This window comes from Actinomycetota bacterium, from assembly GCA_040755895.1.
Classification (GTDB): domain Bacteria; phylum Actinomycetota; class Aquicultoria; order Subteraquimicrobiales; family Subteraquimicrobiaceae; genus Subteraquimicrobium.
Genome location: JBFMAG010000019.1, coordinates 1 through 11,862 on the forward strand (window position 1 = coordinate 1; position 11,862 = coordinate 11,862).

The 11,862-nt window shown below is 46.1% G+C and carries 15 protein-coding genes, 1 tRNA gene and 1 pseudogene; 4 read left to right on the forward strand and 13 right to left on the reverse strand.

Annotated features, from left to right (window positions below):
* A partial coding sequence (locus AB1466_00695; protein MEW6188622.1) for a 4Fe-4S binding protein occupies positions 1–420 on the reverse strand: 420 nt, incomplete at its 3' end.
* Positions 421–668: 248 nt separating this feature from the next.
* Between AB1466_00695 and AB1466_00700 the strand changes: the two genes are divergently transcribed.
* Positions 669–854 carry a 4Fe-4S binding protein gene (locus AB1466_00700; protein MEW6188623.1) on the forward strand — a complete coding sequence of 62 codons (186 nt, stop codon included), beginning with the start codon at positions 669–671 and terminating at the stop codon, positions 852–854.
* A gap of 1 nt (position 855) precedes the next feature.
* Here the strand turns inward: AB1466_00700 and AB1466_00705 are convergent, their stop codons facing one another.
* The 3 genes from AB1466_00705 to AB1466_00715 all read right to left on the reverse strand — a co-directional run bounded on the left by AB1466_00705 (position 856) and on the right by AB1466_00715 (position 4,539).
* The gene (locus tag AB1466_00705; GenBank protein ID MEW6188624.1) at positions 856–1,473 is read right to left on the reverse strand and encodes a uracil-DNA glycosylase; all 618 of its coding nucleotides are present in this window, start codon (positions 1,471–1,473) and stop codon (positions 856–858) included.
* Positions 1,474–1,785: 312 nt separating this feature from the next.
* Positions 1,786–3,801, reverse strand: coding sequence for a sodium-translocating pyrophosphatase (locus AB1466_00710; protein MEW6188625.1), 2,016 nt, complete (start codon positions 3,799–3,801; stop codon positions 1,786–1,788).
* A gap of 474 nt (positions 3,802–4,275) precedes the next feature.
* Positions 4,276–4,539 carry a hypothetical protein gene (locus AB1466_00715; protein ID MEW6188626.1) on the reverse strand — a complete coding sequence of 88 codons (264 nt, stop codon included), beginning with the start codon at positions 4,537–4,539 and terminating at the stop codon, positions 4,276–4,278.
* 382 nt (positions 4,540–4,921) lie between these two features.
* Between AB1466_00715 and AB1466_00720 the strand changes: the two are divergent.
* From AB1466_00720 to AB1466_00730, 3 genes and pseudogenes are all read left to right on the forward strand, one after another.
* Positions 4,922–5,059 (forward strand): annotated as a pseudogene (locus AB1466_00720) (helix-turn-helix domain-containing protein).
* A gap of 39 nt (positions 5,060–5,098) precedes the next feature.
* Positions 5,099–5,431, forward strand: a complete 333-nt coding sequence (locus tag AB1466_00725) for a nucleotidyltransferase domain-containing protein (GenBank protein MEW6188627.1) — start codon at positions 5,099–5,101, stop codon at positions 5,429–5,431.
* Positions 5,388–5,612 (forward strand): HEPN domain-containing protein, encoded by a 225-nt coding sequence (locus AB1466_00730; GenBank protein ID MEW6188628.1) that lies wholly within the window; start codon positions 5,388–5,390, stop codon positions 5,610–5,612. Before AB1466_00725 ends, AB1466_00730 begins: the two co-directional genes overlap by 44 nt.
* Here the strand turns inward: AB1466_00730 and AB1466_00735 are convergent.
* From AB1466_00735 to AB1466_00775, 9 genes are all read right to left on the reverse strand, one after another.
* A tRNA-Gly gene (locus AB1466_00735) sits at positions 5,601–5,676 on the reverse strand. The genes AB1466_00730 and AB1466_00735 overlap by 12 nt on opposite strands.
* Positions 5,677–5,718: 42 nt before the next feature.
* A complete protein-coding gene (locus AB1466_00740; GenBank protein ID MEW6188629.1) occupies positions 5,719–6,216 on the reverse strand; it encodes a DNA-binding protein in 498 nt (165 codons plus the stop codon).
* Positions 6,213–7,712, reverse strand: coding sequence for a potassium transporter TrkG (locus AB1466_00745; protein ID MEW6188630.1), 1,500 nt, complete (start codon positions 7,710–7,712; stop codon positions 6,213–6,215). The genes AB1466_00740 and AB1466_00745 overlap by 4 nt, the downstream gene beginning before the upstream one ends.
* Before the next feature lie 38 nt (positions 7,713–7,750).
* Positions 7,751–7,900, reverse strand: a complete 150-nt coding sequence (locus tag AB1466_00750) for a hypothetical protein (GenBank protein ID MEW6188631.1) — start codon at positions 7,898–7,900, stop codon at positions 7,751–7,753.
* Positions 7,900–8,022, reverse strand: coding sequence for a hypothetical protein (locus tag AB1466_00755; protein ID MEW6188632.1), 123 nt, complete (start codon positions 8,020–8,022; stop codon positions 7,900–7,902). The genes AB1466_00750 and AB1466_00755 overlap by 1 nt, the downstream gene beginning before the upstream one ends.
* A 17-nt stretch (positions 8,023–8,039) precedes the next feature.
* Positions 8,040–8,717, reverse strand: a complete 678-nt coding sequence (locus AB1466_00760; protein MEW6188633.1) for a TrkA family potassium uptake protein — start codon at positions 8,715–8,717, stop codon at positions 8,040–8,042.
* A gap of 15 nt (positions 8,718–8,732) precedes the next feature.
* Positions 8,733–9,389 (reverse strand): TrkA family potassium uptake protein, encoded by a 657-nt coding sequence (locus AB1466_00765; GenBank protein ID MEW6188634.1) that lies wholly within the window; start codon positions 9,387–9,389, stop codon positions 8,733–8,735.
* Positions 9,390–9,564: 175 nt separating this feature from the next.
* Positions 9,565–10,338 (reverse strand): ABC transporter permease, encoded by a 774-nt coding sequence (locus AB1466_00770; protein ID MEW6188635.1) that lies wholly within the window; start codon positions 10,336–10,338, stop codon positions 9,565–9,567.
* A gap of 95 nt (positions 10,339–10,433) precedes the next feature.
* Positions 10,434–11,420: an ATP-binding cassette domain-containing protein gene (locus tag AB1466_00775; GenBank protein MEW6188636.1), complete on the reverse strand. Its 987-nt coding sequence runs from the start codon at positions 11,418–11,420 to the stop codon at positions 10,434–10,436.
* Between the last annotated feature and the right edge of the window lie 442 nt (positions 11,421–11,862).

Consider the following 11,862-nt stretch of genomic DNA (forward strand, 5'->3'; position numbering starts at 1 on the left):
AGCTTGCAGAGCTCCCATGGGACAAAGCTTAGAAAACCAGGGCTCCCCTACCCAAAGGGGGATTAGGATAACGAGGAATATGAGAACTAAAAATCTAAAATAAGTCAAACCATCGGGAATACCCAGCTTGGGAACGGGAATTCTAGCCAAAAGATCCTGTAAAAACCCAAAGGGACAAAGCCAGCCGCAAGTCATCCTGCCCACCAACACCCCCACCATCCCCAAAATCCCAATGGTCAAGAAAGGTATGGACCTTATTATCGCGAAATGTTGAATGGTTCCAATGGGACAGGCAAAACTGGCCAATGGACAAGCATAGCAATTTAGATAGGGGCAAGGAAAAAACTTCAAAAAGGAAAGGAAATAAGCATTGGAAAATATGGAGGAGAATATCTGGTATTTTCTTCGATTTCTGTTCATCACTTGATCCCTAGACAGGAAAGGCAGATATGGATGGCGTTGCGAAGAATTATGCCGAATTCTCCTCGAAAAATCCCCATGCAAAAAGCGAGAAAAAATGGGATTAAAAGGAAAAGTTTGCTCGATTTCAGGAAAATCACTCCCAAATCAAAATTTCTTCTTTTTTTAAAATTCTCCTTTACAAGAAGTCCCGATTCTTGTATAAAGTTAGAGAAAAAATATCCTTGAACGAAAAGGGAGTGAAAATTATGGCCAGACCCATAATAGATGCAGAAGAATGCACTGGCTGCGGTATCTGTGTTGATAGCTGCCCCAATGGCGTTCTTGAAATGGCGGATGATATCGTCGCCGTTGTCAATGAGGATGCTTGCGAAGGTTGTGGGACTTGCATGGAAGAATGTCCCATGGGAGCCATCGAAGTCGAGGAAGGGTGATTCAGCTTACTCCCCCCAAAATTTGCCTGAGTTTCTTCAAATCTTGCCAAAATTCCCTCTTTGCCTGAGGATTTTTTAGTGCCTGTTCCGGATCATGTGTTAAAAGAACCTGCATATCAGGTCTTAATTTAAAAACTTTTCCGGGACTGAAAGAATCCTTATATTCCTCCAAGGAAATCGTCTTTAAAAAGGCAAAAGCCAATGGTCCCATGGCCACGATCACCTTTGGTCCCAATATTTCTATCTCGGTTTTCAAATACTCTTTGCATGCTTCGATGTGTTCGATGGACACACTTTGGACATCGGGTAAAAAACATTTCACAGCATTTGTACCGTAAACATCGGTTATATCCATATTCAATCTACCAAAGGCTTTGTATAAAGCCTCCCCCACATTCCCAAAGAAAGCCATGCCTTCTGAATCCTCGAGCTTGGTCGGCGCACCCTTAACGAACATGATATCGGCAAGGGGATAGCCGGCACCGGGAAGTGGCTGTTCGCAAGCTTTTCGAAAACTGCATCTTACACAACTCCTTATCCTTTCGGCCAAACAATTTATCTCCCCTATCGCCTTCTCCAAAATTTTCAAGAATATCTCACTTTCCTTGGACCAAATCATTGGTTATCGCCCCTCTAGCCCATCTTAAAAATTAGGCTTAAACCTCCAAAATCCTCCAAAATCATCGGTTTAAATGAGCCAGAACGAAAAAGGCTTTGAGGGCTGGGAACTAGGTAGAAATAAAAAGGTAAAGGGTGAAATATATTATTTATAGGTTAGACATAAATCGCTACGACAGAAGCTCTTTTTGCTGGAATTACGTCCAGGGCATAGGTGAAATTTAAAGATAGATGCAAAAGTTTAGTTAATAAATAGGGGACTGGTGAAGGATTTTTAACCCATGGGCCATGACCCGTGTCCCATGACATTTATTTATCTGATGAATAGTGGAGCAAATATCAAGGCCACCACGGTCATGACCTTTATCAAAATATTCATGCATGGTCCAGCGGTATCCTTGAATGGGTCCCCAACGGTATCTCCGACCACGGATGCCGCGTGGGTTTGTGTCCCTTTCCCGCCGAGATTCCCGGCCTCAATGTATTTCTTGGCATTATCCCAAGCTCCTCCGGCATTGGCCATAAAGATGGCCATCAAGAAACCACAAACCAGCGCTCCAGCCAGATAACCACCAAGTGCTTGAGGACTCCATAAACCGATGAGGATGGGACTAAACACGGCGATGGAGCCGGGGATGATCATCTCCCTCAATGCGGCTGCGGTTGATATATCGACACACTTGGCATAATCGGGTTTAGCACCCTCCTTACCCTCTCTCAAACCGGGGATTTCCCTGAATTGCCGTCTTACCTCCTCAATCATCTTGAAGGCCGCCCTTCCCACGGCCTTAATGGCCAATGATGAGAAGAGGAAGGGGAACATCCCTCCCAGAAATAGCCCGATGATCGTATCGGCGCGGGCGATGTCGATGGTTGGAAGCTTACAGACGGCACAAAAGGCTTTGAAGAGAGCCAATGCAGTGACCGCAGCTGAAGCAATGGCAAATCCCTTTGCAATGGCAGCCGTTGTGTTGCCCAGCGCATCCAGGCTATCGGTAATTCTCCTTATCTTAGGAGGTCTTTTCGCCATCTCGGCGATACCGCCAGCATTGTCGGCGATGGGACCATAAGCATCCACGGAGACGACTATTCCCGTGGTGGAGAGCATGCCAATAGCCGCAAGCGAAATGCCGTAAACTCCCCCACCAACCCCGTTGATTACCACGCCTTTCATCGCCGCCTCTCCAGCTATGTACGCAATGAAGATCGCCACACAGAGGATGATGATGGAAAAGGCGGTGCTTCCCATCCCCGCAGAAATTCCCGCGAGGATATTCGTTGCGGCACCGGTGAGCGAAGACTGCGCGATCTCCTTGACGGGATTGTATTTATCGGAGGTGTAATATTCGGAGACCTGACCAATGGCCATTCCCGCAGCCAATCCAACCACGATCGACCAGAAGAAACCCATCCTGCCGGCTCCCAACATGAGGTACACCAACACAGCACAAGCGAGAGTGGTAAAAAGAGCAGCAGAGTAAGTCCCCATGCTCAGGGCTCGACTAAGGTGAACTTCCTCTCGAGCTCGCACAAAAAGAGAACCGAGAATGGAGCAGATAATGCCGACGGATGCGATGAGAAGGGGCAAAACCATGCCCTTCCAACCAAGGAGTATGGCACCCAAGACAATGGGGGCAACGATGGAACCCACATAAGACTCGTACAAATCCGCTCCCATGCCCGCTACATCGCCAACATTATCCCCCACATTATCGGCGATTACCGCTGGATTTCTGGGATCATCCTCGGGGATACCCGCTTCAACCTTGCCCACCAAATCCGCTCCCACGTCGGCGGCTTTGGTATAAATCCCGCCACCAACTCGAGCAAAGAGAGCAATTGAACTCGCCCCCAGACCAAAGCCGGCGATGATATCCGGGGCATTGGGAAGATTTAGCCAACATTGGAAGACGAGATAACAAATACTCAAACCGAAGAGACCAAGACCTGCCACCATCAGGCCCATGACCGCCCCGCCACGAAAGGCCACTCCCAGGGCTTCCGCCACTCCCTCCTCAGCCGCCTTTGTGGTCCTGGCATTGGCTCGGGTGGCTATGGTTAAACCTATGAAACCGGCCAATCCGGAGAGAAAGGCTCCACATATGTAAGCAATCGCCGTTAGTTTGCTGATGAGAAAGAAAATGAGCGTTGCTATGACCACCAAAAAAATGGCTACAGATCTATATTCCCTGCTCAGAAAGGCATTTGCGCCTTCTTGGACGGCGCGAGAAATTTCAGCCATTTTTTCGGTCCCAACGGGATGCTCGAGGACGGTATAAGCATAGCAGGCAGCCGTGATAAGTCCACAGACTGCACAAAGTGCGGCAATTCCCGCCAAAATAGCCAAAGACACGAGCTTTCCTCCCTCGCCAAAAAATTAACTCGTCAGGGAAATAAAGAAAAAGCTCCCAAATTAAGGAGCAGCGCGGCTATATTAGCGAAGCCCCGTTTCAATTTCGACTAAAATATATAATACTTTTGCTCATTCCTGTCAAGACGCCTATTTTTCGTGGAATAATGATTTAAATTCAATTTTTCATTAAAAACCTGGAGTTCAAATTGCTGCGATAAAGTATTTTTAAGGCGTTCAAATCCAAGATGGTCCACTTCCAAATTTTGGCTTTCTAAAGCCATTTTCTTTTGGGCCAGGTTAAAGTATTCAAATCTTTCTAAAAAGTTCAAGAATCGCATTTCTATTGATGGGATTTTGGAAGTCTCAAGGTGGATTTGGCTCCGTTCCTCGTCTCTTCGAATATCCGTTTGACTCAGAAATTGACAAATCCTGAGCAAATGGCTTTCCGTTTTACTTTCCTCTTGACGAAGCTACTTTCTTTTGAGTAAAGTTCAGAAGCAGTTTGGAGTCATCAGCGTTTCCAAGGTCTATCTGGATATTTTTTAAAATATATTCGTATCGATCGATGCGTTTACCGGTTATCTCATCAAAGAGAGGCGTACCCCCATCTTTAGGGTCACCATACCCATTAAGATTGTTGCGCTGAATTGGATTCGAGAAGATAAAGAGCTTATGTTGGAAACTTACAGGAAGCAGGACTATACATTTAGCCAAGAGGACCACCAACTATAACCCTCAATTTCAGGTCAAAAATGGTTAAAAATAAGGCGAAACTAGTGTAATAAGTACCCATTAACTGGTGTAGTAATTACCCACAACTAGAGAAATAATTACTCACCAATTATATTAGAAACATATATTTGATGAATAAGATTAGAGTGCTTTTTTCAAATTTTAAAATGAGAGAAAAATTGGGTTACTCAAAAAAGAACTTGAGGAACTAGGAAGAAGGTTAAGAGCAGGGCTCACCCATAAAGAATTGGAAACATTCTTATGGATCGCAGAAAAAGGATTGAAAATTTTTCGGGGAAGAACTTGCAATTCCCCAGAAAAAAATTAAGCTTTAGATACAATGAGAAACAATAAGAAATTAAGAATGCTCAGGGCAAAACAAGTTATGGAGATATTAAACATCAGTCGAATCACTCTTTACCGCCTCGTGAGGCGGGGGGAGTTGAAGTGCTACAAATTTGGGCGCGCAGTGAGATTTAGAGAATCGGATATCAAAAAATTTATCGAGTCCCATGAGAAAAAAATAAGAAATGAGAAAAAGATGGAGCCAAAAGTGGACACAGGTTTAGATATTTTCTTGAACAGAGTAAAGAAAGAGTTTGGACAGCAGCTTAAAGAGGTTATTCTCTTTGGCTCACGCGCCCGGGGAGACCACGATGAGGAATCCGATTTCGACTTTATTCTCGTATTTGACAAGGTAACTTCGGCAATAAAAAAGAAGGTTTCCGATATCGAAGCAGAAATGCTCTGCGAATGGGGCATGGTAATAACCGCTTTTGTTTTTACTGAAGAGGAGCTAGAGATGAAGAAGTATGAACCCTTTGTAATGAATGCCAAAAAGAGGGGATTCTTCTTTGAACGAAGAGTTACTTAATACCCTCAGAGCAATCATCAACAAAGCTAACCGTTCCCTAGAAGCTGCAAAGATTCTACTCACAGGGGGAGGTTACGAATCCGCCTCATCAAGAGCTTATTATGCTGTATTTCATTTAATGCAAGCTTGCCTTCTCACCAAAGGTTTGAGTTACTCGAAGCAATCAGAGTGGAGCGGATGACGGGACTTGAACCCGCGACCTTCAGCTTGGGAAGCTGACGTTCTACCAACTGAACTACATCCGCCTGGTTCAGATTATAGGACAAGAGGGTAAATTTGTTAAGACCTCAGCCGCTGCCTTGCAACTTTCTTACTTTCAATCGATTGATCACAAACAGCCCTCCACTTATCATCAAAAGGACGAGGGCTATGAAAGCCCTTCTTATATTAAAAGGATGGGCAACCGTATGTCCGCTCTTTATCACGTCTACCTTGATGGCATGAATATCCATATCACCACCATGTTCAGGACAGGCTCGATGAAAGATTCCCTCAATGAGAATCGTATCTCCAAGGTACCTATACTCTCCCTTATACCTTATCTTCCTGGCTAAATCGGCAGAGCACCATATCCCAAGTGCATTTTTGCCGTCGTAAACATTTATCCAGGCATGATTCCCTCTTATCATCACATCGCCCACAACCTCTCCCCGATAGATGACCTTCCTCCCATCAAATTTCCTTGAGTTCTCAATTAGTTCGGTACTCGGGATCGAAGCGGCCATTGCCGTGGAGGTTACCAGCAAGAGTATGATGATCGCGCAAAAAGTTAATCGCAACCTCACTTACCTCTCACCCCGGATGCTATGAAGCCGATAAGGGCAAAAACTGAGACGAACTCCATTCTGCCAGCCCACATCTCGAAGATGTAGGTTACTTTCATTAGAGCAGGCATGTTTGGCGAGGTTACTCCGCAGGAAAGTCCAGTATTGCTCCCCGCGGAGACCGCATCAAATAATGCTTGAAAGGGAGGGTAGCCGCAATAAATGCCCACTAAGGCACCAAAAATGTATGAAACGACATATAAGAGGGTGATTAAAGCCGCTGAACGTATAATTCTCTCATCCAATACGATCTCCTTGATGTGATGAATTCGCTCCACTACCAAAGCGGATTCTGGAAGGATAACCCTCTTTATATCTTGAACCAATGCTTTGAATACGATGCCCACCCTCAAACCCTTTATGCCTCCCGCAGTTGAACAGGTACTCGCGCCAATGGCCATTGCGATGCAGGTAGCCAACATGGCCGGTGGACCCCATTGCTCGATGAATTGCCCACCATAAATGGTTTGATTACCCGTGGTCGTATGCCCAGAGACCAAAATATAAAAACCTTTCCTGAAAATTTCAATGGCATCTGAATATATGCCCGTCCTCATCAGACCAGCTGTGACCAAAACGAAGAGGACTATTAGCGTGGTGGAGAATGAAAGTAGCTCGATGTTCCGATAGATCTCCCTCCGATTGCCCGTCCACATTGCATAGTGAACGGCGAAATTAAAAGAGCCTATCACGAAGATGATCAGAGTCAATATCTCTATAAGCAAGCTATGGTAGTAAAGGAGATTTTGAGACTGTGGTGCAAAACCCCCCGTGCTCCAGGCTCCCATGAACAACCAGATGCCATGAAGAAGAGCTCTGGGCATCGGTATCCCTTCGTACATCGCCGCAATCCAAAGGACCAATGAGCCCAGAAAAAGATAGGTCAAACTTATGAACCAAATAGCTCGAGCGGTGTTAATGACATTGGGTAAGAGTTGTTCCTCCTTGGCCTCTCCCACATACATTTTGACTAAACCCGCGCCCCGGACCAAGAAGGTCAGAGCGATCACTATGATCCCCTGCCCCCCAGCGTAGGTAAGAAGATGCCTCCATGTATTCAAGGCATAAGAGATGTGATCCAAATCCTGTAGCAGATATAAACCAGTAGTTGTATACCCGCTCATGATGTCGAAGCAGGCATCGAGGTAGCTTCCAAAGTGTCCGCTTAGGAAATGGGGTAAAGCTCCCATAACCATAGCGATTATCCACGAAACCGAGGCAACCACCATTCCATGCATCCAAGACATGGTGGCTTCGTGTCGGCAACAAATGACCAATAAATATCCCACGAGAAAACAGGCGGTCGCCCCCACGATAAAGTCTATGCAAGCGCTCCACTCCCGATACAGCAACCCCACAGCCAAGGGGATGAACATCAAAAGCCCAACGATGATTATAACCTTACCAATGTAATAACCGATGAGCTTAAAATCGGATTTTCTGGGACGCAGTAACATTTAATCCTCCCAATCACTTACCCTAACCGCGGCAAAAATTACTCCAAGGAGAGCGAATACCCGTTCCATTCTCGACAGAGGAGGGAAACGACAAGGGGAATGGATTTGGCCATGCCCACGCCCAGCATCAATGTTCCAGTATAAAAACCAACGATCTTGAAGTCCAAAAGCGTGGGGCGAAGTAGCACTAGAAACACCTCAAGAAGATCCAGCCCACGACGTAGGCAATTGACATTATGGTCAGAGCGAAGAAGATTTCTATTCCTATGCCCACGATGTAACCAAGATAGCGACTTGTCTTCTCCCTCATAATTTGCACCACCTACTTCAACGTCTACTTGGCTGGTCCTTTCCGAGCAGGATATTTCTGAAATTTTCCTCTTTCTCCACTGATGTCAGGGCAATAACACCATCGCCGCTTTGCAGCACAGTGCTACCCCTGGGAATGACTATCTCATCGCCTCTCACGATGGAGACCAGAACACAATCCTTAGGAAATCCGAGTTCAGAGACCTTCTTGCCGGCTACGGGGCTATCTTGGGAAAGATCCAGTTCCACCAGCGCGAGTCTTCCTTTCTTGAGCGCTTGCAGGGTGATGATATCCCCAATGGTGGCTTCCTCCTCGATGAGCTTGGCGATGACCGTGGTGCTCGATATGGCCTCTATCCCCAAGGTAAGAAAGATATTTTCATTCCTGGGATCGTTGACTCGAGCTACAACCCTGGGAACATTGAAAGTCTCCTTGGCGAGCTGACACATAACCAGGTTATCATCGTCATCCCCAGTGACGGCGGCTAGGACATCCGCCCTGTCCACTCCCGCCTCTTCAAGATATCTGATATCGCAGGCATCTCCCTTTATCACCAAAACATTGGGAGATTCCTCGGCAATCCTTTCGCATTTCTCCCCACTTTTCTCAACCATCACCACCGTGTGACCCTTTAAAGATAAAGTCTTCGCCAATGCCGCTCCGACTTTGCCCCCACCACCGATGATTATGTACATTTTCCCCACTTCCTTTCAATCGAACTTAAGATCGTAAGATTCCCTGATCTTCTCAACGGCAGCGGATTTGACCACGCCTATAATGGTATCCTCCTCCTCAATTTTGGTATCTGGGGTGGGGATTAGAACCCGTTTATCCCTCAAGATGGAAACGAGGCGAAACTCTCCCAACAGTTCAACTTCGGAGGCTTTTCGTCCGATGATCGTTTTAGAAGCGGGAAATTCCACGATCTCCGCTCCATCTTCTCCCAGACTGAAATGTGGAACGAAGTATCGCCCAACGATTTTATCGTGGATGAATCGAGCCACCATGGTGGTGCCACAAACAGTTTCCAGACCGAGTCTATGATAAGTGTGCTCCCTATCGGGATAATAAACCCTGGATACCACCCGAGGAACTTTAAACACATATTTTGCTACCTGACCCGCCATAATATTGGCATTGTCCAGATCCGTGACTGCAGCAAAGGCATCGGCTTTGTCTATGCCCGCCCTCTTCAAAGCCTCCTGATCAAAACCATTTCCAACCAAGGTAAGACCATTAAATCCGGAACCCAAACGTTTAAAGGAATCGGGCCTTCTATCGATCACCACGACGTCGTGGCCCTCATCGGCCAACATCGTTGCCAGCTGTGCTCCCACGCGCCCGCAACCCACCACTATCACATACATCTGCTATCGCCTCCCGGAAATCCGCTAAAGAATTAATTTGAAGAAAAAACCTTTATCTCAACGAAGGATTACTCGCCAAGATAAAGGTCACCTGGGATATCCTCAGCCACCTCGCCATGGTATTTTTCAAATAATAATTCTCCCTCATCCTTCTGTCAATAGTCTGCTACCTAATTTACTCTTGCCGGTTGAATTCGAAGACCCCCAAGCAAATCATGGTCAAACCGAAGCCCATGACCACCGAGAGATCCCCGGAAATCGAGTGTTCCCTGAATCCAATCACCGTATACCGGAGGATATCAATACCGTAGGTTAGAGGATTAATTCTCACGAGATAATCCATCCACAACGGTAAGCCCCTTACCGGAAACATGGCTCCAGATAGGAAAAACATGGGAAGGGTCAAAAAATTCACGATCATGTGGAAACCCTCCATGCTCCTCATCCGAGCAGCGATGACTATTCCCATGGAAGTCAAGGAGAGAGAAACCAAGAACATGAGGATCAAAAGTTTAATAACCATTGCAAATGTAAGGCTCACTCCGATGAGGGGTGCGAAGACGAGCATGAGCGTTCCTTGAAGAAGCGCCACCGTGGCCCCACCCAGGGCTTTCCCCAAAGCCACCGCCGAGCGAGATATTGGAGCAACCAAAACCTCCTTTAGGAAACCGAATTCTCTGTCCCAGACGATGGATAATGCGGAAAAAACTGAGGTAAAAAGGAGGGTCATCCCAATGATGCCCGGGTATATGAAGACCACGTAGTCCTCAACCCCGGGGATGAAACCACCATGGGCAAAAGCTTTAACGAGACCTCTGCCCAAACCCGTCCCCAAAATGAATAAAAATAGAGCGGGCTGAGCGATGGCGCCTATTATTCGCGGTTTGTCGCGCCAAAATCTCTTAACATCTCTCAACCAAATCGTATAAATGCCCTTCAGTTCCTTCATACCTACTCTCCCCCATGTTTGCTAGTTCTAGACAAGAAAACTTCACTCATTCATAACACACGAAGATTTAACTTAGGGCGAAGGTTAGACCTCAATTATCGTTTTCTCATCCTGGTACTTTGTCTCAATATATCCAAAGGACTTGCACTTTCATCCCTGATGGCATGACCCGTCAATTCAAGGAATACATCATCGAGTGTGGGGCGTCTCCAATTGATGGAGGTTATCTTCACACCAAAAGTGCCGATGAATTCGGGTATAAATCTTGATCCATCGGTGATATTGAAACGCAAACCGGAGCCATCGCGGCCCACCGAAAGATTGTATTTTGCCTCGATTTCCTTCAATGCTTTATCATCGTCAACCGTTTTAATTTGAATGATATCCCCACCCACTCGCTTCTTCAGATTATCTGGGGTATCCAGAGCCACTATCCTTCCATAATCGATGATGCTCACACGGTCGCAGTTCTCGGCTTCGTCCATGTAGTGCGTGGTCAAGAAAATGGTGATGTCTTCTCGCTTTTTTAGCTCGTGAATGTATTGCCAGATATGATTCCTGGTTTGAGGATCTAGACCCAAAGTGGGCTCGTCCAAAAAGAGAACCTTTGGATAATGTAGAAGACCCCGGGCGATCTCCAATCGTCTTTTCATGCCACCGGAAAAATTGATGACTAAATCATTCTGCCTTTCCTCCAACTCCACGAGGCGAAGGACCTCCGATATCCTCTCCTGCATCTCCTCCACGGAGAGATTGTAGATCATGGCGTGAAACTCGAGATTTTCTCTCGCGGTGAGTCTATTATCCAGGCTGGGATCCTGGAAGACCAACCCTATGGATTGACGCACCGCGTCTGGGTCTTTGCTTACATCAAATCCATTAACTACCGCCCTGCCGGAAGTGGGTTTGAATAGAGTGCAAAGCATATTGATGGTCGTGGTCTTCCCCGCCCCATTGGGACCCAAAAAACCAAAAATCTCCCCCCTCCTTACCGAAAAAGTTACCCCCCTAACAGCCTCAAATCCATCGAATTTTTTCACCAGATTATATGCTTCTATTATATTTGGCGTTGATACCACCACAACACCACCCGATTCACATGATGTACATAAACTTCATACTACAACAATTGTGCTAGATATCAATAATATAGGGGTCATGAATCACTGAACATTCTGTACTTTGGCAAAATTCAGGTTCGCACAGCTAAGAATTTACCTTCAATGAAAAATCCAAAGTGAAAAATGAAAAATCACAATGTAAAATCCAAAATTATTCTAAGTTCGGGGGTGGTCAAGTCCTTTGTTTCCTGTAAAAACGAGAAGCCCGGCATTAGACGTTGACTACCTCCTTTGCCTCCATTTCCTCTCTTAGGCTTTTATCCAATGCCAATTCTTCCTTAAGGCATCGATTCTTTTGAGTTCCATCTCCCCCATGGGTACCCTTCTCCAATGTCCACTGGCTTTGATGAGAACGGAAAATACGAGCTTGAGACAGCTTCTTTCGGTCCAAAAGCCCGGTATC